The following is a 19,972-nucleotide window of genomic DNA, read 5'->3' as shown; positions in this document are numbered from 1 at the left end:
TCTCCACCGCACGCGCCGAACCCGCATGCGTCGCCTCGTCGATCCGCCGCCGCAGATCATCGAGCTTCCCGGCGGTCGTGTGGATGTCGATCTCGCTCATGTGTCCCTGCTGTCCCTGAAGTCCTGGCTGTCCCGGCTGTTACCGCTGTGCCTGCTGTACCTGCACCGAACGTGTCGACGGTGTCGACACGTCGGTCATCCCTGGTCCGATCCCTTGTCCGTCGTCGTCCCGTCGATCCGGCCCACCACGCGCCACGCCGTCGGGAGCAGCCCGGCCGCGAGGGCGGCCTTGAGCGCGTCACCGACGAGGAAGGGCACCACTCCGGCCGCGATCGCGGCGCTCGCCGACATGCCGGTGCTCAGGGCGAGCCAGCTCGTGCCCGCCGCGTAGACGGCCAGCGTCGCGAGGGCGTACATCGGCAGGGCGCGCCACGGGGAGCGGTCGGCGCCCAGGCGGGCGCCCTGACCGACGAGCGCGGCGGCGATCAGGAAGCCGACCAGGTAGCCGCCGGTCGCGCCGAAGACCACGTGGGCGCCGCTCGCGCCGTGCGCGAACACCGGCAGTCCGACGGCGCCGAGCACGAGGAGGAGCGCCTGGCTCGCGACCGCGCGGACCGGGCCGAGGGCGGCCGCGGTGAGCAGTACGGCGAAGGACTGCCCGGTGACCGGCACCGGAGAACCGGGCACCGGGATCGCGAACTGGCCGGCGAGCGCCGTGAGGCCGGTGCCGAGTGCCACGAGCAGCGTGGTGCGGGCCGCCGCGGATCCGGGCAGCAGTCGGTCGGCGAGCACCGGGTGCCGGTGCGGCGGGGCGAGGGTGAGAGCCATGAGTCGTACTCCAGAGTCAGTGGGTGCCCGGCTCCTGTCGGGGACGGGGCGGGCCCGGAGCGGAAGGTGTCGGCGGCACGGCGCCCACCTCCTCGGTACTCGATATCGCCATGACGGTACTCAGTACCATTGTATTGAGCAAGTGGCCCCCACCTGCCGAGACAGACAGGCCCGAGACAGGAGAGGATGAGCGATCATGAGCAAGCCATCCGCACGGTCCCGCCTCGCCGACGCCGCCTTCGCCCTCTTCGACGAGCGCGGCTACGAGCAGACGACCGTGGACGACATCGCGGAGCGGGCCGGGGTGGGGCGCACGACGTTCTTCCGGCACTACCGGTCCAAGGAAGAGGTCATCTTCCCGGACCACGACCGGCTGCTCGACCTGATCCGGGACCGGCTGAACACGTCGAACAGCGGCACCGCGCTGGTCGCGGTCTCCGACGCGGTGCGCCTGGTCCTGCTGCACTACCTGGACGAGGGCGAGCTGGCGCGCCGCCGCTACGGCCTGACCAGCAAGGTGTCGGCGCTGCGCGACCGGGAGATCGCGAGCGTGGCGCGCTATCAGCGGCTGTTCCGCGAGTTCATCTCGGACTGGATGGGCGACCCGACCGAATCGGCTTCCCTGCGCGCGGAGTTGATGGCGGCGAACGTGGTGGCCGCGCACAACCACGTGCTGCGGCGCTGGCTGCGCGGCGAGTCCGCCGACCCCGTCACCGAGATGGACGAGGCGATGCGCGAGGTCCTGGCGCTGTTCCCGGCACCGACCCCTGACGCCGGGCCCGGTTCGGGGACCACCGTCGTCGCCTTCCGGACCGGCCAGGACCTGGACGCGCTGCTGCCGGAGCTGCGCCGCCTGGTGGAGGACGCCAGGCCCTGAACCCGGCCGCCGCCCGCTTTCTGGTCCCGACCGGTCCCCGCCGGCCGGCTCAGCACCTCTCAGTCGAAGTCGGTGTGCCGCCCCAGGGGCTCGGCCGCGTCGAGCTCGCGCAGCCGCTCACCGAACCGCTCCCTGATCCGGTCCACGGCGTTCGCCCCGAGCGGCAGCCGCAGCGGCGGATCGTCCAGGCGCGTGGCGGCGATGACGGCACGGGCCGCCTTGACCGGGTCGCCGGGCTGGCTGCCGTGGCGGGCCAGGAACGCCTCGCGGGCCGGGTCGAGCACGGGCCGGTAGTCGTCGATCGGGGTGGCGAAGCGCACGGAGCGGCCGGTGAAGTCGGTGCGGAACGGGCCGGGTTCGACGATGAGCACGCGGATCCCGAGATGCGCGACCTCGGCGGCCAGCCCCTCCGAGAGCCCTTCGAGGGCGAACTTGGTCCCCGCGTAGGCGCCGCCGCCGAGGGTGCCGGACACGCCCGCGACGGACGAGATCTGCACGATGTGCCCGCTGCGCCGGGCCCGCATCGACGGCAGGACGGCCCGGGTCACGTCGACCGCGCCGAAGACGTTCGTGTCGAACTGCCGGCGCAGTTCGGCGTCGGAGAGCTCCTCCAGGGCGCCGCGCAGGGCATATCCGGCGTTGTTCACGAGGACGTCGACGCGGCCGGACTCCTTCAGCGCGGTGTCGACGGCCTGCCGCACCTGCCCGGGGTCGGTCACGTCGAGCGGGAGCGCCCGTACGCGGTCGGGGGCGAGGGCCACCAGGTCCTCCAGGGTGCGCGGGTCGCGCGCGGTGGCGACGAGCCGGTCCCCGTCGGCGACGACCTCCTCGGCCAGGGCGCGGCCGAGCCCGGTGCTCGTACCGGTGACGAACCACACGCGGCCGTCGGGGCGTTCGGGCTCACGGGACGACATCGGCACTCCTCGCTTCGATCCTCACGGCGCTCCGCCGGTGCCGCAGTCAACAGGAGCGCGGGGCGCCGCTCAAGACGCCCGGGAGGCGCGCGCCGCAGCGGCGCACACCCCTTCGGCCAACCTCATCCGTCACATCCGCATCAAGCACGGCGATTCGGCCAACTGCCCATGAACCGGGGCCGTTCGGGCGCCGAGGGCGTCGGTGCGGCGCCCCCGGGATTGCGCGGTCGCGCGACGTCCGGAATCGAGCGCGTTCGAATCCGGCGCGGGCTCGTTGTCCCGGTCACCGCCGCGCCACCCGGGTGCGGCGTGCCGGACCAGGAGGACCTGGATGACCATGACCCGTACCGCGCCGCCCGAGCCGGACACCCCGCCTCCCCCGCCACCCGCGGCGATCACCTTCGAGGGCAAGCACGGGGAGAACCCGCTGGCCGGAGCCGGTTTCGGCGCGATGTGCCGACGGCTGCCCGCGGTGCTGAGCCACACCGCGCGGATGGCCTGGGCCGTCGACAGGACCGGCGTCGTCCTGTTGCTCGTGTGCCAGCTCCTCACCGGTGGCGCGGCGGCGCTGGTGCTCGCGTCGACGGCCGAGGCGATGCGTCACCTCCTCGGCGCGGGCCCGGTGACCGAACGTCTGCATGCCTCGCTGCCGGCGCTTCTCGCCGTCACGGCGGGCGCCGCCGCGGGCCGGATCAGCGGCTCCCTGGCCTCGTACGCCGACGGCCGGATCACGCCCCTGCTGATCACCGAGGCCGATGTCGCCCTCGTCGGCGCCGTGTGCCGGGTGGAGTCGGCCGCGTACGGGGAGGACGGGTTCAGCGACCGGCAGGAGGCCGCCGAGGTCGGGGTCACCCGGACCCGGACGATGGTGCAGGACGCACAGCGCTTCCTCGCCGCCCTGATCCGGATGACGGCCGCCGCCGGGGTCGTCACCGCCCTGCACGGCGCGATGCTGCCGCTGCTCCTGCTGGCCGTGCTCCCGGCCGGCGTCGGCGCGGTCCTGTCCGCGCGCGTCGACTACGAGACGCACTACCTGAACGTCGGCGACCGCAACGTCCGCTCGATGATGCGCTGGTGGGCCACCTACTCCCGCTACGGGGACGAGGTGCGGGCCAACGGGATGACCGGCTACCTCCTGTACTGGTACCGCGCCCTGTCCGACCGGATCGACCGGCGCACGCTGACGGCCGCGCCCCGCATGCTGCGGATCACCCTGTCCACGGCCGCGCTCGGCGGCCTGTTCCTGTGCGTCACCTGGGCCGTCCTGGCCTGGCTCGCGGTGACGGGCCGGGTGGCGCTGCCCGTCGCGGCGACCGCCGTGGTGGCGGTGCAGACGGCGCTCGCCGCGCTGTCGCAGTTCGTGCAGAACGGCGCCGCGATGTTCCACACCTCGCTGTACCTCGCCGACATGCGGTCCTTCCTGGGGCTGGCGGCCGAGCGGGCGCCCCGGCGCGGGACCGCGGCCGTGCCGGAGCGGGTCGACGAGATCCGGCTCGACGAGGCCGTCTACCGCTACCCCGGCAAGGACCGGCCGGCCGTCGACGGCGTCTCGCTGACTCTGCGCCGCGGCGAGATCCTCGCGGTCGTCGGGGAGAACGGCTCGGGCAAGAGCACGCTGACCCGGCTGCTCACCGGGATCCTGCTGCCCGACAAGGGGCGCGTCCTGTGGGACGGCACCGATCTGGCCGGCGCGGACCCCGACGCCGTGTGGCGGCGCACCGCGCTGGTGCCGCAGAACTTCGCGTGCTGGCCGCTGCGGGTCCGCGAGAACGTGACGCTGGGACAGCCCAGGACGTACGACGACGCGGCGGTGTGGGAGGCCGTCGACGCGGTCGGGATGCGCGAACCCGTCGAGCGCCTGCCGCAGGGACTCGACACGCTGCTCGCCAAGGAGCTGTGGGGCGGCGCCGAGCTGTCCGGCGGCCAGTGGCAGCGCCTGGCGTGCGCCCGCGCCCTGTACCGCGACACGCCGCTCGTGATCCTCGACGAGCCGACCTCGCAGATGGACCCGCGCGGCGAGCACCAGATCTTCGAGCGGATCCGGCGCGGGGCCGCCGGGCGCATGACGATCGTGGTGACGCACCAGCTGGAGAACACCCGGTGCGCCGACCGCGTCGTGGTGATGGAGCACGGGCGGATCGTCGAGCAGGGCACCTACGAGGAACTCGCGCACGCGGGCGGCCTGTTCGCCGACCTCGTCCGGCTCGCCGGGGACCGGTGACACGCCCCGCCCGGTGAGCGTCACCCCGCCCCGTCCGGCCGCTGCGCGTAGCATCGCAGGGGCCGGACGAGGGTGGACGGGGAGCTCAGATGGGTGATCGCGGGGCGATGGGCGCAGCGCCGCCGGCCGAGCTGGTGGCGTGGGCCGGGCGGCAGCTGCCGGGGCTGACCGACGCCGTGTGCGCGCGGGTGCGCGAGCGGATCGACCTGTACCGCAGGGACGACGTCGTCCCGGCCGCCGATCTGCACCGCTCCGTCGACGTGAACCTGCGCTTCGTGGTGCGGGGGCTCGCCGACCCCGACCACACGCCCGACCTGACGGCGCCCTCGGAGACGGGCCGGCGCCGCGCGCACCAGCGGGCCCCGCTGCCGGAGGTGCTGCGCTGCTACCGGATCGCGTGCGCGATGCTCTGGGACCTGATGCTGGAGCACGTGCGCGCCGAGGGCGACGCGGAGGCGCTGGACGCGCTGGTGGACGCGTCGAGCACGCTGTGGCGGCTGTCCGACGAGCACGCGCTGGCGCTCACGGAGGCGTACCGGGCGGCCACGGTGGAGCTGCTCACCGCGCAGCAGCGGCGCCGTTCGGCACTGGTCGAGGCGCTGTTCACGGGGCAGTTGGTGCTCGACTCGGGGGCGTGGGAGGTCGGCAAGCTGCTCGGCCTGCCGCTCGACACGGACCTGGTCGTGGTGGCGGCGGAGAACTCGGGGCTGGCCGAGGAGAGCCTGATCGGGGTGGAGCGCCGGCTCGCCGAGATCGGTGTCGTGTCAGCGTGGCAGTTGACGCCGACCCTGCAGACGGGGGTCGTGGCGTTGCGCGCGGAGCAGCACGCGGCGGCCCTGAAGACGCTGCGGGACACGGCGACGGCCCGCACCGGGGTCAGCCCGGCGTACCGCTCGCTGTCCGACACGCCGCGGGCGCTGCATCTGGCCCGCTCGGCGCTGGCCGGCGTCCCCGTCGGGACCGCCGAGGTGCGCAGTTTCAGCGGGAGTCCGCTGGCCGCGCTGATCGCGTACGACCCGGACGAGGGGCGGCGCCTGGCCCAGGAGGTCCTCGGGCCGGTGCTCGACCTGCCGGCGGAGGACCGGGACCCGCTGCTGCGGACCCTGGAGGTGTTCGTGGAGCAGTCGGGCTCGGCGGACGAGGCGGCCCGGCTGCTGCACTGCCATCCGAACACGGTCCGCTACCGCCTGGGCCGGATCCGGGAGCTCACGGGCCGCTCGCTGGGCGACCCGCGGGCTCTCGCGGAACTGGTGACGGCGGTGGACGCGGTGCGGCTCAGCCGGCCGCTTCGACGGTCACCTTGACGTGCTTCATGATCGGCTGGTCGCTCTGGGTGCTGTAGTCGTCCAGGGCGCACAGCACGTTCATCTCGGGCATGTACCCGGCGGCGCAGCCGCGCGGCATGTCGTAGGGGATCGCCAGATAGCCGTTGAGGCTGCGGGTGCTGCCGTCGCGGGCGGTGCTGGTGATGTCGACCGGGTCCATCTCGGCGATGCCGCGCTCGCGCATGTCGTCCTTGTTCATGAAGACGAGGGTGCGCAGGTTCTTGATGCCCCGGTAGCGGTCGTTGTCGGAGTAGATGGTGGTGTTCCACTGGTCGTGGGAGCGCATGGTGCCGAGCGCGAGGGTGCCGGCGGCGGGGACGACGTCGGGCAGTGGGGCGGTGGAGAACTCGGCCTTGCCGGACTCGGTGAGGAAGACCAGCTCGCGCGCGGGCTGCTTGATCCGGAAGCCGAGCGGGAGGCGGACCCGCCGGTTGCAGTCCTCGAACCCGTCGAGGACCTGGGCCATGGTGTCGCGGACCCGGTCGTAGTCCTCGATGTACCACTCCCACGGGGTGTCGCTCTCGGGCAGCGTGGCGCGGGCCATGCCGGCGATGATCGCGGGCTCGGAGAGCAGGTGCTTGGACGCGGGGCGCTTCATGCCGACGGACAGGTGCACCATGCTCATCGAGTCCTCGACGGAGGTGCTCTGGACGCCGGCCTTCTGCTGGTCCTTCTCGGTGCGGCCGAGGCAGGGCAGGATGAGCGCCTTGCGGCCGTGGACGACGTGGCTGCGGTTGAGCTTGGTGCTGACCTGCACGGTGAGTTCGCAGGTGCGCAGGGCGGCGTACGTGTACGGGGTGTCGGGCGCGGCCAGCGCGAAGTTGCCGCCCATGCCGACGAAGACCTTCACGTCGCCGGCGCGCATGGCCTTGATGGTGTGCACGGTGTCGAGTCCGTGGGCGCGCGGCGGGTCGATCTTGCAGGCGTCGGCGAGCCGCTGGAGGAACTCCTCGGTGGGCCGGTGGTCGATGCCGCAGGTGCGGTTGCCCTGCACGTTGCTGTGGCCGCGCACGGGGGACGGTCCGGCGCCCTCGCGGCCCAGGTTGCCGCGCAGCAGCAGGACGTTGACGATCTCGCGGACGGTGTCGACGCCGTGCTCGTGCTGGGTGACGCCCAGGCACCAGCTGATGATGCTGCGGTCGGCCTCGCCGTAGACGCGGGCGGCCTTGAGGATCGCCTCCCGGGTCAGGCCCGACTGGCGTTCGATCTCGTCCCACGCGGTGGCCTCGCACAGGGCGCGGTACTCCTCGAAACCGGTGGTGTGCCGGTCGATGAACTCCTGGTCGAGGGCCTTGTGGTCGGTCCCCGACTGTTCGAGGACGGCCTTGGCGAGGCCGCGCAGGAAGGCCATGTCGCCGCCGATGCGCACCTGGAGGTTCAGGGTGCTGGTCCGGGTCGACTTGTTGAGGGCCATGTCGGTGAAGTCGTGCGGGATGATCGTGCGGGTGGCGGCCGCCTCGACGAGCGGGTTGACGTGCACGATCTGGGCGCCGCGGTGGTACGCCTCGGCGAGGGCGGTGAGCATGCGCGGCGCGTTCGACGCGGCGTTGACGCCCATGATGAACAGGGCGTCGGTGCTCTCCCAGTCCTTGAGGTCGCAGGTGCCCTTGCCGGTGCCGAGCGCCGCCTGGAGGGCGCGGCCACTGGCCTCGTGGCACATGTTCGAGCAGTCGGGCAGGTTGTTGGTGCCGAACTCGCGGGCCCAGAGCTGGTAGAGGAACGTGGCCTCGTTGCCGAGCCGGCCGGAGGTGTAGAACGAGGCCTGGTTCGGGTCGTCGAGCTCGCGCAGGGTGCGGCCGACCAGCTCGAAGGCGTCGCGCCAGCTGATGGGCACGTAGTGGTCGGTGTCCGGGTCGTAGACCATCGGCTCGGTGAGCCGGCCCTGGTCCTCGAGCGCGTAGTCGGTCCACTCGGACAGCTCGGTCACGGAGTGCGCGGCGAAGAAGTCGCGCCCGACCCGCTTGGGGGTCATCTCCCAGGTGACGTGCTTGATGCCGTTCTCGCAGATGTCGAGCTTGAGGCCCTTGAGGTCGTCGGGCCAGGCGCATCCGGGGCAGTCGAAGCCGCCGTTCTCGTGGTTCATCTTGAGGATGGCGCGAGGCCCGTCGGTCGCGCGTTCGCGCGCCATGAACCGGGTGACGCTCTTGGCGGCCCCCCAGCCCGCGGCCGGGTGGTGGTAAGGGTGGAATTCCGGCTCCCGCTCGGGGACGGGGCCCACGCGGGGCTCCGTCCCCTCCGGGCCGGCCTGGGAGGCGTTCACGGCGGTGTTCCTCTCCGCCCCACAGGGGCTCGAGCGTCTGCTGGGTGATCGGGTGGGTCAGCGGTCGTAGCGGGACGGCGGGTAGGCGTCACGCTCCGCGCGCCGGGTGTCGCCCGTCGGCAGCTGTCCGCTCGCCGCCTGGCGGTCGATCTCGGCGTGCGCCTCCTCGTACTGGACGGCGGCCGGTTCGGGCGCGCCGTCGGGCAGGCCGACGGCGCGGCGGTCCCGCTCGGTGCGGCGGTCCAGGCGTTCGCTGTCGGGGCGGCGCGGCAGGCCGCGGCCGTGGTCGCTGTCGCGGTCCGGGTTGCCCCCGACCTCGCGGTTCGGCTTGTGGTGGTGCCCCATCGCTCCTCCTCGGGTGCCTACGCTGCGGGGGAACACGCAGGTCAGGACGTGGATTCGGAGTCGGCGGGCGCCGTCTCCGGCCCGTCCTCGGGCTGCGGGTCCCCCTTACGAACAGTGCAGTGCAGCGTGTCGTTCCGCACGTCGGCGACGATGGTGTCGCCCGGTTCCGCGTCGCCGCTCAGGAGCAGCGAGGCGATGCGGTTGTCCAGTTCGGACTGGACGGTGCGGCGCAGCGGGCGGGCACCGAACTCGGGCTGGTGACCGTGCGCGATCAGGAGCTTGCGGGCCGCTGCGGTGACCTCCAGTTTCAGACCCTGGGCGTGGACCCGGTGCTCGCTGAGGTCGAGGAGGTGGCCGAGGATCTCGCCGAGGTCGTCCTCGGTGAGGCTGTGGAAGACGATGATGTCGTCGATGCGGTTGAGGAACTCGGGCAGGAAGCGGGTGCGCAGCTCGTCCATGAGCTCGTCCTTGAGCTCGGCGGCGTCGCCCTCGTGCGCGAGGATGCGGTGCGCCCCGATGTTCGACGTCATGATCACGACGCAGTGCCGGAAGTCGACGGTGCGGCCCTGCGAGTCGGTGAGGCGGCCGTCGTCGAGGATCTGGAGCAGCGTGTTGAAGACGTCCGGGTGCGCCTTCTCGATCTCGTCGAAGAGGACGACGCTGTAGGGGCGGCGGCGGACCTTCTCGGTGAGCTGGCCGGCCTCGTCGTAGCCGATGTATCCGGGCGGGGCGCCGACCAGGCGGGCGACGGTGTGCTTCTCCTGGAACTCGCTCATGTCGAAGCGGACCATGCTGGACTCGTCGCCGAACAGCAACGCGGCCAGTGTCTTGGCGAGTTCGGTCTTGCCGACGCCGGTCGGGCCGAGGAAGAGGAAGGAGCCGACGGGCCGGTTCGGGTCACCCATGCCGGCCCGGTTGCGGCGGACGGCCTCGGAGACGGCGGTGACGGCCTCGTCCTGGCCGACGACACGGGCGTGCATCTCCTCCTCGAGCTTGAGGAGCTTCTGCTTCTCGGACGCGGTGAGCTGGGAGACGGGGATGCCGGTGCGGCGCGAGACGATGTCCGCGATGTCGGAGGCCGTGACGGAGACGACGCCCTCGCGGCGCTCCTCGATCCCGGCGAGCTCGCCCTCGACCTCGGCGATGTCACGCTTCAGCTCGGAGGCCCGCTCGAAGTCCTCGGCGGCGATCGCCTGGTCCTTCTCGCGGGTCAGCTTGGCGATCTTGTCCTCGCGGCTGACGATCTCGGTGGAGCGTCCGGCGCTGCGCAGCCGGACCCGGGCTCCGGCCTGGTCCATGAGGTCGATGGCCTTGTCGGGCAGGAACCGGTCGCCGATGTAGCGGTCGGAGAGCTCGGCGGCGGCGGCCAGGGCACCGTCGGCGAAGCGGACCTGGTGGTGGGCCTCGTAGGCGTCGCGCAGGCCCTCCAGGATCTGGACGGTCTGCTCCACGGTCGGCTCGGGGATCAGCACGGGCTGGAAGCGGCGCTCGAGCGCGGCGTCCTTCTCGATGTGCTTGCGGTACTCGTCGATGGTCGTCGCGCCGACGACGTGCAGTTCGCCGCGGGCGAGGGCGGGCTTGAGCATGTTGCCCGCGTCCATCGCGCCCTCCCCCGTGGCGCCCGCGCCGACGACGGTGTGGAGCTCGTCGATGAACAGGATGATGTCGCCGCCGGAGTTCTGGACGTCCTCGATGACCTTCTTGAGGCGTTCCTCGAACTGGCCGCGGTACTGCGCTCCGGCCACCATGCCGGAGAGGTCCAGGGCGACGACGCGCTTGCCCTTCAGCGTCTCCGGCACCTCGTTCGCGACGATCCGCTGGGCCAGACCCTCCACGATCGCCGTCTTGCCGACGCCCGGCTCACCGATCAGCACCGGGTTGTTCTTCGACCTGCGCGACAGGATCTCGACGGTTTGTTCGATCTCCTCGGCCCGCCCCACCACCGGGTCGAGCTTCCCGGCCTTCGCCTCCTCGGTCAGGTCCCGGCCGTACTCGTCCAGGGTCGTGGCGGGCTGTCCGGTGCCGGCCGCCCCGTTCTCCCCGCGCGGGGCCGCCTGCTCGGTGAGCCCGGAGAGCTTGCCCGGGTCGAGGCCGTCGGCGCGCACCATCTTGGCCGCTCCCGTGTCCGGGTCGCCGAGGAGGGCGGCCAGGATGTGCTCGGGTCCGATGTAGGACACACCGGCCTGCTGGGAGCGGGCGTAGGCGTCGGCGAGGGTCCGCTTGGCCGCCGGGGTGAGCCCGGGGTCGGCGGACGGCTCGCCGGACTCTCCCGGCAGGACCTTGGCGATCTCGGCGGCGAGGGTGTCGGGGTCGACGCCGGCGCGGGCGAGCAGTCGCCGGGAAGGGTCGACCTTGGTGGCCGCCCACAGGAGGTGCTCGGTGTCCAGATCGGAGGTGCCGTCCTCGACGGCCTTCCGTGCGGCCAGGTTGACGAGCTCCGTGGACGATTCCGTCAGCAGCCGTCCGATGGGAACACGCTGTACGGCGGGCGGGGACGACGCGGGGGACATTCCGAAGAAGCGGTTCAGCATCTCGCTGAACGGATCCGAGGAACCGAAGGGGTCGGAGGAACCGAACGGGTCGGAACCGAATCCGAAGGACGACATCGACATGGCAACTCCCGATGGGCAGTGCGACGTGCCTCTACAGACAAGCCCGGCCGGTGCTCCGCCGCAACTGCATCGAGCCCCCGTGATCACTTTCCCGGGCCCCCGCCGCCCGGTTCTGGCACGGCGCACAAACGGCGTTGTGAAGGCCCACAAGGTGCGCGGACGCGCAGGTCCCCGGGCCGCACGCGGCGCCGTTCCGTGTCAGGCTCAAAAGCATGGTTCCCGCACAGACGACCGGCAGCGGCGGCACGACCCTGTACTACGGCGACACGGGTCACGCGCACCGGCTCCAGGTCTTCCTCGACCTGCGCGACCGGGCCTGCGCGCACCTGGCCGCGAGTCTGCTCGACACATTCCGCGACGGCGCCGACGCGGGCGATTTCGTCCTCGAGTTCCATTTCGCGGCGGTCATGGACGACACGGTCGGCGGCAGCGGTTCACGGCGGGCGCTCTCGGCGCTGGGCGCTGCCGCGGACGAGGGCGCCGGTCCGTTCATGGACTACCTCACCGCCCTGTTCGCGGCGCAGCCCTTCCCTCCGGGCGACGACGGATTCGGCGTACCGGCGCACCTGCTGTCGGTGGCCGGTACGGTCGAGGGCCTGCGGTCGCCGGACTTCGACGCCAAGGTCGCCCAGGACGTCTACAACACGTGGGCCGCTGAGGTGACCGGGGCCTTCGCCTCGTTCGGCCTCGTGGGCACGCCGGCCGTCCGGTACGACGACACCGTGATCCCGGTCGTGAACGGGGACGGCACCTCGGTCATGACGCCGCGCGAGTTCGCCGAGCAGCTCGGCTCCGTCCGGGCGACCGCTCGTGACCGTCTAGAGTCCTGATCCATTTCTGGCAAGGAGAACAAGGTCACACTCTGTATACCTGCTGCTCCCGCGAGGATCTGACCTAGCATCCGAGCATGACGGTCCTGCCTGACGACGGGCTCTCCCTGGCGGCCGAGTTCCCTGACGCGACACATGAACAGTGGCAGCACCTGGTCGCGGGTGTTCTGCGCAAGTCGGGTAAGGAAGTCTCGGCCGCGGATGCGGAAGAAGCCCTGTCCACCGCGCTGGAGGACGGGTTGCGTGCCCGCCCCCTCTACACCGCGCACGACGACACTCCCGCCTCCGGGCTGCCCGGCTTCGCACCGTTCGTGCGCGGCGGCCGCCCCGAGGGGAACACGCTGAGCGGCTGGGACGTGCGCCAGCCGCACTCCCGCCCCGACTCCGCGGCGGTCCTCGCCGACCTGGAGAACGGGGTCACGTCCCTGTGGCTGACCGTGGGCGGCGAGGCCGGCATCCCGGTCGACGCGCTCCCGGCCACGCTGGAGGGCGTGTACCTGGACCTCGCCCCGGTGGTGCTGGACGCGGGCGCCGAGGTCGAGGCCGCGGCCCGCACGCTGTTCGAGACCTACGCGGCCCGGGGCGTCGCCGCCGACGCGGTGCGCGGCAACCTGGGCGCCGACCCGCTGGGCCACGAGGCCCGCACCGGCGCCTCGTTCGGCTTCGCGCCGGTCGCGGCGCTGGCGAAGCGCTGCGCCGAGGAGTACCCGGGGCTGCGCGCCCTGACGGTCGACGCGCTGCCGTACCACGAGGCGGGCGGCTCGGCCGCACAGGAGCTGGCCTGCTCGCTGGCCACCGGTGTCGCGTACCTGCGCGAGCTGACGGCGGCCGGCCTGAGCGTCGAACAGGCCCTCGGACAGCTGGAGTTCCGCTACGCGGCGAGCGCCGACCAGTTCCTGACGATCGCCAAGTTCCGTGCGGCGCGCCGCCTTTGGGCGCGTGTCGCCGAAGCGTGCGGCGCTCCCGAGGCGGGCGCCCAGGTGCAGCACGCGGTGACGTCGCCGGTGATGATGACGCGCCGCGACCCGTGGGTGAACATGCTGCGCACGACGATCGCGACGCTCGCGGCCGGGGTCGGCGGCGCGGACGCGGTGACGGTGCTCCCGTTCGACCACGCGCTGGGCCTGCCCGACGCGTTCGCGCGCCGCATCGCGCGCAACACGTCGACGATCCTCGTCGAGGAGTCCCACCTGGCCCGGGTGATCGACCCGGCGGGCGGCTCCTGGTACGTGGAGCGGCTGACCGACGAACTGGCGCACGCCGCCTGGGAGTTCTTCCAGGAGATCGAGCGCGGGGGCGGCCAGGCGGCGGCGCTCGGCTCGCGTCTGGTGCACGACCGGATCGCGGCGACGTGGGCGGCGCGCAGCGCGCGGATCGCGGAGCGCCGCGAACCGGTCACGGGTGTCAGCGAGTTCCCGTTCCTGGCCGAGCAGCCGGTGGTCCGCGAGCCGCGGCCCGCGCCGCCGGCCGGCGGTCTGCCGCGGGTGCGCCGCGACGAGGCGTTCGAGGAGCTGCGGGCCCGCTCGGACGCGTACGTGGCGAAGACGGGCGCGCGGCCGAAGGTGTTCCTCGCGGCGCTCGGCCCGGCCGCCGCGCACTCGGCGCGCCTCACCTTCGCGGCGAACCTGTTCCAGGCGGGCGGCGTCGAGCCGGTCACCGAGGGCTCGTTCGAGGACAGCGGCACCACCGAGGTGTGCCTGTGCTCCAGCGACGCGCTGTACGCCGAGCAGGCGGACGAGACGGTGGCCTCGCTGCGCGCCGCCGGTGCCGCGCACGTGGCGCTGGCCGGCCGCCCGGGTCCGTACGCGGACGTCGACTCGTACGTCTACGCAGGCTGTGACGCCGTGGCCGTGCTGTCCGCCACGCTCGACCGCATGGGAGTGTCCTGATGTCCGTACCCGACTTCTCCGGCGTCGAGCTGGGCACGCCCGGCTCCGGGCCGGGCGCCGACGTGTGGAACGCGGCGGTCAAGCAGGCCGCCGACGGCTCCGACCTGCTGTGGGAGACGCCCGAGGGCATCGGCGTCAAGCCGCTGTACACGGGGCAGGACCTGGAGGGCCTGGACTTCCTGGACACGTTCCCGGGCGCGGCCCCGTATCTGCGCGGCCCGTACCCGACGATGTACGTGAACCAGCCGTGGACGATCCGTCAGTACGCGGGTTTCTCCACGGCCGAGGAGTCCAACGCGTTCTACCGGCGCAATCTGGCGGCCGGTCAGAAGGGTCTGTCCGTCGCGTTCGACCTGCCGACGCACCGCGGCTACGACAGCGACCACCCGCGGGTGACGGGTGACGTCGGCATGGCCGGTGTCGCGATCGACTCGATCTACGACATGCGGCAGCTGTTCGACGGCATCCCGCTGGACAAGATGACCGTGTCGATGACGATGAACGGCGCGGTGCTGCCCGTGCTCGCGCTGTACATCGTGGCGGCGGAGGAGCAGGGCGTTCCGCCGGAGAAGCTCGCGGGGACCATCCAGAACGACATCCTCAAGGAGTTCATGGTCCGCAACACGTACATCTATCCGCCGGGCCCGTCGATGCGGATCATCTCCGACATCTTCGCGTACACCTCCCAGCGGATGCCCCGCTACAACTCGATCTCGATCTCGGGCTACCACATCCAGGAAGCGGGTGCGACGGCCGATCTGGAGCTGGCGTACACGCTGGCGGACGGCGTGGAGTACATCCGGGCGGGCCGCGAGGCGGGGCTCGACGTGGACGCGTTCGCGCCGCGGCTCAGCTTCTTCTGGGCGATCGGCATGAACTTCTTCATGGAGGTCGCGAAGCTGCGCGCGGCCCGTCTGCTGTGGGCGAAGCTGGTGAAGCAGTTCGACCCGCAGAACGCCAAGTCCCTGTCCCTGCGCACCCATTCGCAGACCTCGGGCTGGTCGCTGACCGCGCAGGACGTGTTCAACAACGTGACGCGTACGTGCGTCGAGGCGATGGCGGCGACGCAGGGCCACACGCAGTCGCTGCACACGAACGCGCTGGACGAGGCGCTCGCGCTGCCGACGGACTTCTCGGCGCGCATCGCCCGCAACACGCAGCTGCTGATCCAGCAGGAGTCCGGCACGACGCGCACGATCGACCCGTGGGGCGGCAGCGCGTACGTGGAGAAGCTGACGTACGACCTGGCGCGGCGGGCCTGGCAGCACATCCAGGAGGTCGAGCAGGCCGGCGGCATGGCGAAGGCCATCGACGCGGGCATCCCGAAGCTGCGGGTCGAGGAGGCGGCGGCGCGCACACAGGCGCGCATCGACTCCGGCCGGCAGCCGGTGATCGGCGTCAACAAGTACCGGGTGGACAGCGACGAGCAGATCGAGGTCCTCAAGGTCGACAACTCGTCGGTGCGCGCGCAGCAGATCGCCAAGCTGCGCCGGCTGCGCGAGGAGCGCGACGAGACGGCCTGCCAGGACGCGCTGGCGGCGCTGACCCGGGCGGCCGGCGGTGACGGCAACCTGCTGGAGCTCGCCGTGGTCGCGGCGCGCGCCAAGGCAACCGTCGGCGAGATCTCGGACGCCCTGGAGAAGGTGTACGGGCGGCACGCGGGCCAGATCCGTACGATCTCCGGCGTGTACCGCAACGAGGCAGGAGAGTCGCCGAACGTGGACCGGACCAGGGAACGGGTCGACGCGTTCGCCGAGGCGGAAGGGCGCCGGCCGCGCATCCTGGTCGCGAAGATGGGCCAGGACGGCCACGACCGCGGCCAGAAGGTGATCGCCACGGCCTTCGCCGACCTGGGCTTCGACGTGGACGTCGGCCCGCTGTTCCAGACGCCGGGCGAGGTGGCCCGGCAGGCGGTCGAGGCGGACGTGCACATCGTCGGTGTGTCGTCGCTGGCCGCCGGCCATCTGACGCTGGTGCCCGCGCTGCGCGAGGCTCTGGCCGAGGAGGGCCGCGAGGACATCATGATCGTGGTCGGCGGTGTGATCCCGCCCCAGGACGTGCCGACGCTCCTGGAGATGGGCGCGGCGGCGGTGTTCCCGCCCGGCACGGTCATCCCGGACGCGGCGCACGACCTGATCGAGCGGCTCGCCGGCGAGCTCGGGCACGACGCGTAGTCCGATGGCGCCTCTCGATCTCGACACGTACGTCAAGGGTGTCCTCGACGGGAAGCGGGCGCTGGTCGCCCGCGCCGTCACCCTGGTGGAGTCGACGCGGCCTCAGCACCGGGCGCTGGCGCAGGAGTTGCTGACCCGGCTGCTCCCGCACAGCGGCCGGTCGCGGCGCATCGGCATCAGCGGGGTGCCGGGGGTGGGCAAGTCGACGTTCATCGACGCCTTCGGCACCCTGCTGACCGGACTCGGGCACCGGGTGGCGGTGCTCGCCGTCGACCCGTCCTCGACACGGACCGGTGGTTCGATCCTGGGCGACAAGACGCGCATGGAGCGGCTCGCGGTCGACGCGAACGCCTTCGTGCGCCCCTCCCCCAGTGCGGGCACCCTCGGCGGCGTCGCCAAGGCCACCCGGGAGTCCATGGTGGTCATGGAGGCCGCGGGGTACGACGTGATCCTCGTGGAGACGGTCGGCGTCGGGCAGTCGGAGACCGCGGTCGCCGACATGGTCGACACGTTCCTGCTGCTGAGTCTGGCGCGGACCGGCGACGGCCTCCAGGGCATCAAGAAGGGCGTGCTGGAGCTCGCCGACGTGATCGCCGTGAACAAGGCGGACGGTCCGCACGAGCGGGACGCCCGCGCGGCGGCCCGTGAACTGGCGGGCGCGCTACGACTGATGCACGGCAAGGACGCCTTCTGGACGCCTCCCGTGCTGCACTGCAGCGCGCGTGAGGCGACGGGCCTGGACACGGTGTGGGAGCGGCTCGAACATCACCGGACCCTGCTCGACTCGACGGGCCGGCTGGCGGAGCGGCGCCGGGACCAGCAGGTCGGCTGGACCTGGGCGATGGTCCGCGACGAGCTCCTCGGAAGGCTCCACGCGGCACCGGCGGTGCGGGCTCTGTCGCCGGACCTCGAACAGCAGGTCAGGGCGGGCGAGTTGACGGCGACGGTGGCGGCGGAGCGGCTGCTCGCCGCGTTCCGCGACGGCGAACGCGCCACGGACCGGCCGGAGTAGAGCCTAGAGGGCGTCGCGGACCCGGCGTGAGGGCTTGAACGCGTAGAGGTCGAGGATGTCCGGGCACGGCGCGATGCCCGGACCGCCGGCCCGCACCCACGCGAGGATGTCCTCGGTCGCCTCCGCGTCGTTGACGAGCCCGAACCAGGCCGGACGGCCTCCGGCGGCACGGCCCTCGGTCGACGGCTGGACGACGATCACGTTGGCCTGGTCGCAGACGTCGAGGCACTGGGAGATCTGCACGGGCGCCCCCTCCCGCAGCCGCGCCCGCTGGGCGGCGTGGTCACCGGCGACCTTGGGGCTGCCGCAGCAGCAGTCGCGGCACACGACGATCCGGCACGGCGCTGCGGACTTCTTCGGCTTTCCCATGCCGATCATGCTATTCGGCACTCCGGCAGGCCCCTGAACCGGCCCCACCCCCCGGGTGGGGCCGTTCTGCGTGCCGCTCCGGAGGCGAACCCATTGACCAGAGGTGTCCCGCGAGTTACGTTGCCGAACAACTCAATCGTTAGCAGACGACTTGTTCAGGAACTCTTGATCCAGTAACTCGTGATCCAGCATCTCTTGACTCGGCACACCCCTCAGGAGTTCGCGCATGCCCTCCCAGCCATCCCCGCCACCGGCACTCGACGCCCCGGACTCCCTGGAGGCACCGGTGTTCGACCGGCGGCGCGCCTGGGCCGTCACCGCGCTGATCGTCACGTTCATGATCGTCAACTTCGCCGACAAGTCGGTCCTGGGCCTCGCGGCCGGGCCGATCATGCGGGAGCTGGACATCGGCCACGGCACGTACGGGCTGATCTCCAGCTCCTACTCGGTGCTGTTCAGCCTGTCCGGGCTCCTGGTCGGCTTCTTCTCGTCCCGGATCTCCAGCCGGGTGCTGCTCTTCGTGATGTGCCTGGTGTGGGGCGTGGCCCAGCTGCCGGTACTGATCGTCGCGGCGGTGCCGGCCCTGGTCGCGGGGCGGGTGCTGCTGGGCGCCGCCGAGGGTCCGGCCGCACCGATGTCGGTGCACGCCCTGTACAAGTGGTTCCCGGTGGGGCGGCGCGGGCTGCCGTCCGCGCTCCAGATCAGCGGGGCCGCGCTCGGGACGGTGGTGGCCGCGCCGCTGGTGACCTGGCTGGTCACCTCGTTCGGCTGGCGCTCCGCGTTCGCCGCCCTCGCCGTGGTGAGCGTGACCTGGAGCGCCGTGTGGTGGTTCCTCGGCCACGACGGCCCGTACGACCGCGCGGAAGGAGGGTCGGCGAGCGCGGCCGGCACGGAACCCGAGGAGCGGGGGCGGGTGCCGTACCGGCGACTGCTGCTGTGCGGGACGGTCGTCGGCAGCGTCGCGAGCGCGTTCGGCGCGCAGTGGGCGATGACGCTCGGGCAGGCGTGGCTGCCCTCGTACCTGCAGACGGAGATGGCGATGAGTCCCGGGGCGGCGGCCTCGACGATCAGCGCCGTGTCCGGGCTGAGCTTCCTGCTCCTGCTCGCGCTCTCCCCGGTGGTCGACCGGCTGACCCGGCGCGGCGTGTCACCGCGCTGGTCGAGCGGCGTACCGCAGGGCGTCGCGGTGCTGTGCGCGGGCGCGGCGATGGCTCTGATCCCCCTCGCGGCGCCGGGTGCGGGGCGGATCGCCCTGATCGCGGTCGCGTTCGGGGCGCACTCGATCGCGTTCCCACTGCACTACATGACGGTCGCGGCGGTGGCGCCGGGCGCGCAGCGGGGCGCACTGTTCGGCATCGTGGCGGCGACGGGGACGCTGCCGGCCCTGCTGGCGCCGGCTCTGACGGGGCGTTTCCTGGACTCGGGGGCGGGCTACGCGCGGTCCTTCGCGCTGGCGTCCGGGGTGATGATCGCCTGTGGTCTCGTCGCCGCCCTCCTCATCCGTCCGACCCGGGACGCCGCGCGGCTCGCCGCGTACCGTCAGGCGGCGCCGTCGGGCGCGGGCCCGTCCGGGCCGGAGAAGCCGCTGGCCCAGTAACGGCCACGCAGGGCCAGGTCGAGGAGCATGCGCACGGCCTCCTCGGCCGGCATGGGCGGGGCGTCCTGCTCGGCCCACCAGCGCAGCACGGCGACCTGTTCGCCGACCCAGACGCGGGCCAGGAGGTCGGCGTCGATGCGCGGCTGCACGTCGTTGCGCTCGGCGCGGGCCTTGAACTCCCGGGCGGCGTAGGCCGAGCAGGCTTCCATGAACATCTGGAGAGGCTTGCCGTCGCCCTCGCCGCGCAGCACCACCCGGTAGGTGTCGCGCTCGTCGCCGACGTGCCGGAGCATCTCCAGGACGGGCTTGCCGGTGAACCCGACGGCGCTGTCGGCCATCACGGGGTCGAGGCGCTGCGCGAGCTGGTCGAGCAGATCCCTCGTCACGCGGGCGAACAGGTCGTCCTTGCCCTTGAAGTGGGCGTAGAAGGTGGCGCGCGCGACATCGGCTCGCTCGGTGATGTCCTCGACGGTCAGCGCGCCGAAGCCGCGCTCCAGCACCAGCTCCACCAGTGCCCCGCCCAGCGCCCGGCGGGTACGCCTGGTGCGCCTGTCCTCGGCCATGCCGCTCCCCTTCGCCCTGCCGGGGCCGTCCCTGTCGTGGTCGCCCCTGTCGTGGTCGCGCACAGTCTAGATGCCTCTTGACAGTCCAGTAGATACCAAACAATGTGTTCAGTAACGGCCTGATTGTTTGAGATCCGGCTTCCCGCTGAACTTCCC

15 protein-coding genes are annotated in these 19,972 nt (G+C 72.3%); 8 read left to right on the top strand and 7 right to left on the bottom strand.

The annotated features are described in order from the left end of the window. Positions 1–195: 195 nt before the first annotated feature. Complete coding sequence (locus ACZ4E1_RS22870; protein ID WP_467541928.1) at positions 196–828, bottom strand: biotin transporter BioY; 633 nt, start codon at positions 826–828, stop codon at positions 196–198. Positions 829–1,024: 196 nt separating this feature from the next. Between ACZ4E1_RS22870 and ACZ4E1_RS22865 the strand changes: the two genes are divergently transcribed. Next, positions 1,025–1,705 (top strand): TetR/AcrR family transcriptional regulator, encoded by a 681-nt coding sequence (locus tag ACZ4E1_RS22865; RefSeq protein WP_467541926.1) that lies wholly within the window; start codon positions 1,025–1,027, stop codon positions 1,703–1,705. Positions 1,706–1,764: 59 nt separating this feature from the next. On the opposite strand, the gene ACZ4E1_RS22860 is transcribed toward ACZ4E1_RS22865, so the two are convergent. Further along, positions 1,765–2,619, bottom strand: coding sequence for an oxidoreductase (locus tag ACZ4E1_RS22860; protein WP_467541924.1), 855 nt, complete (start codon positions 2,617–2,619; stop codon positions 1,765–1,767). A 331-nt stretch (positions 2,620–2,950) separates the two neighbouring features. Between ACZ4E1_RS22860 and ACZ4E1_RS22855 the strand changes: the two genes are divergently transcribed. After that, entirely contained in the window at positions 2,951–4,840 is a 1,890-nt protein-coding gene (locus ACZ4E1_RS22855) for an ABC transporter ATP-binding protein (RefSeq protein WP_467541921.1), read from the top strand. Positions 4,841–4,929: 89 nt separating this feature from the next. Further along, a complete protein-coding gene (locus tag ACZ4E1_RS22850) occupies positions 4,930–6,144 on the top strand; it encodes a PucR family transcriptional regulator (RefSeq protein ID WP_467541919.1) in 1,215 nt (404 codons plus the stop codon). Here ACZ4E1_RS22850 and ACZ4E1_RS22845 read toward each other — a convergent pair. The 3 genes from ACZ4E1_RS22845 to ACZ4E1_RS22835 form a co-directional block, all read right to left on the bottom strand. Then, positions 6,116–8,293, bottom strand: coding sequence for an FdhF/YdeP family oxidoreductase (locus ACZ4E1_RS22845; protein ID WP_467541967.1), 2,178 nt, complete (start codon positions 8,291–8,293; stop codon positions 6,116–6,118). The two genes, ACZ4E1_RS22850 and ACZ4E1_RS22845, sit on opposite strands and share 29 nt — an antisense overlap. Before the next feature lie 189 nt (positions 8,294–8,482). Beyond that, positions 8,483–8,770, bottom strand: coding sequence for a hypothetical protein (locus tag ACZ4E1_RS22840; RefSeq protein ID WP_467541917.1), 288 nt, complete (start codon positions 8,768–8,770; stop codon positions 8,483–8,485). A gap of 41 nt (positions 8,771–8,811) precedes the next feature. Continuing rightward, entirely contained in the window at positions 8,812–11,382 is a 2,571-nt protein-coding gene (locus tag ACZ4E1_RS22835; protein WP_467541915.1) for an ATP-dependent Clp protease ATP-binding subunit, read from the bottom strand. A 212-nt stretch (positions 11,383–11,594) separates the two neighbouring features. Between ACZ4E1_RS22835 and ACZ4E1_RS22830 the strand changes: the two genes are divergently transcribed. The 4 genes from ACZ4E1_RS22830 (at position 11,595) to meaB (ending at position 17,287) form a co-directional block, all read left to right on the top strand. Then, complete coding sequence (locus ACZ4E1_RS22830; RefSeq protein WP_467541913.1) at positions 11,595–12,212, top strand: DsbA family protein; 618 nt, start codon at positions 11,595–11,597, stop codon at positions 12,210–12,212. Positions 12,213–12,289: 77 nt separating this feature from the next. After that, on the top strand, positions 12,290–14,101 hold the full coding sequence (locus ACZ4E1_RS22825) for a methylmalonyl-CoA mutase family protein (protein WP_467541911.1): 1,812 nt from the start codon (positions 12,290–12,292) through the stop codon (positions 14,099–14,101). Continuing rightward, positions 14,101–16,275, top strand: coding sequence for a methylmalonyl-CoA mutase (gene scpA / locus ACZ4E1_RS22820; RefSeq protein ID WP_467541909.1), 2,175 nt, complete (start codon positions 14,101–14,103; stop codon positions 16,273–16,275). Before ACZ4E1_RS22825 ends, scpA begins: the two co-directional genes overlap by 1 nt. Positions 16,276–16,279: 4 nt before the next feature. Beyond that, positions 16,280–17,287 carry a methylmalonyl Co-A mutase-associated GTPase MeaB gene (meaB, locus tag ACZ4E1_RS22815; protein ID WP_467541907.1) on the top strand — a complete coding sequence of 336 codons (1,008 nt, stop codon included), beginning with the start codon at positions 16,280–16,282 and terminating at the stop codon, positions 17,285–17,287. A 3-nt stretch (positions 17,288–17,290) separates the two neighbouring features. Here meaB and ACZ4E1_RS22810 read toward each other — a convergent pair whose 3' ends face one another. Further along, positions 17,291–17,656, bottom strand: a complete 366-nt coding sequence (locus ACZ4E1_RS22810) for a (2Fe-2S) ferredoxin domain-containing protein (protein WP_467541905.1) — start codon at positions 17,654–17,656, stop codon at positions 17,291–17,293. A 226-nt stretch (positions 17,657–17,882) separates the two neighbouring features. On the opposite strand from ACZ4E1_RS22810, the gene ACZ4E1_RS22805 reads away from it, so the two are divergent. Further along, entirely contained in the window at positions 17,883–19,253 is a 1,371-nt protein-coding gene (locus ACZ4E1_RS22805; protein WP_467541903.1) for an MFS transporter, read from the top strand. Here the strand turns inward: ACZ4E1_RS22805 and ACZ4E1_RS22800 are convergent. Beyond that, positions 19,196–19,816 carry a TetR/AcrR family transcriptional regulator gene (locus ACZ4E1_RS22800; RefSeq protein ID WP_467541901.1) on the bottom strand — a complete coding sequence of 207 codons (621 nt, stop codon included), beginning with the start codon at positions 19,814–19,816 and terminating at the stop codon, positions 19,196–19,198. The genes ACZ4E1_RS22805 and ACZ4E1_RS22800 overlap by 58 nt on opposite strands. Positions 19,817–19,972: the final 156 nt, after the last annotated feature.

The sequence above is a fragment of the Streptomyces sp. NPDC025806 genome, assembly GCF_055558275.1.
Note: the sequence above shows the minus strand (reverse complement) of the source record. Positions and strands in the feature narration are given on the sequence as shown.

Excerpts from the sequence above, each read along its gene's own strand:
- ACZ4E1_RS22870 (WP_467541928.1), bottom strand. The coding sequence starts at position 828 with ATGGCTCTCACCCTCGCCCCGCCGCACCGGCACCCGGTGCTCGCCGAC.
- ACZ4E1_RS22865 (WP_467541926.1), top strand. The coding sequence starts at position 1,025 with ATGAGCAAGCCATCCGCACGGTCCCGCCTCGCCGACGCCGCCTTCGCC.
- ACZ4E1_RS22860 (WP_467541924.1), bottom strand. The coding sequence starts at position 2,619 with ATGTCGTCCCGTGAGCCCGAACGCCCCGACGGCCGCGTGTGGTTCGTC.
- ACZ4E1_RS22855 (WP_467541921.1), top strand. The coding sequence starts at position 2,951 with ATGACCATGACCCGTACCGCGCCGCCCGAGCCGGACACCCCGCCTCCC.
- ACZ4E1_RS22850 (WP_467541919.1), top strand. The coding sequence starts at position 4,930 with ATGGGTGATCGCGGGGCGATGGGCGCAGCGCCGCCGGCCGAGCTGGTG.
- ACZ4E1_RS22845 (WP_467541967.1), bottom strand. The coding sequence starts at position 8,293 with ATGGCGCGCGAACGCGCGACCGACGGGCCTCGCGCCATCCTCAAGATG.
- ACZ4E1_RS22840 (WP_467541917.1), bottom strand. The coding sequence starts at position 8,770 with ATGGGGCACCACCACAAGCCGAACCGCGAGGTCGGGGGCAACCCGGAC.
- ACZ4E1_RS22835 (WP_467541915.1), bottom strand. The coding sequence starts at position 11,382 with ATGTCGATGTCGTCCTTCGGATTCGGTTCCGACCCGTTCGGTTCCTCC.
- ACZ4E1_RS22830 (WP_467541913.1), top strand. The coding sequence starts at position 11,595 with ATGGTTCCCGCACAGACGACCGGCAGCGGCGGCACGACCCTGTACTAC.
- ACZ4E1_RS22825 (WP_467541911.1), top strand. The coding sequence starts at position 12,290 with ATGACGGTCCTGCCTGACGACGGGCTCTCCCTGGCGGCCGAGTTCCCT.
- scpA (WP_467541909.1), top strand. The coding sequence starts at position 14,101 with ATGTCCGTACCCGACTTCTCCGGCGTCGAGCTGGGCACGCCCGGCTCC.
- meaB (WP_467541907.1), top strand. The coding sequence starts at position 16,280 with ATGGCGCCTCTCGATCTCGACACGTACGTCAAGGGTGTCCTCGACGGG.
- ACZ4E1_RS22810 (WP_467541905.1), bottom strand. The coding sequence starts at position 17,656 with ATGGGAAAGCCGAAGAAGTCCGCAGCGCCGTGCCGGATCGTCGTGTGC.
- ACZ4E1_RS22805 (WP_467541903.1), top strand. The coding sequence starts at position 17,883 with ATGCCCTCCCAGCCATCCCCGCCACCGGCACTCGACGCCCCGGACTCC.
- ACZ4E1_RS22800 (WP_467541901.1), bottom strand. The coding sequence starts at position 19,816 with ATGGCCGAGGACAGGCGCACCAGGCGTACCCGCCGGGCGCTGGGCGGG.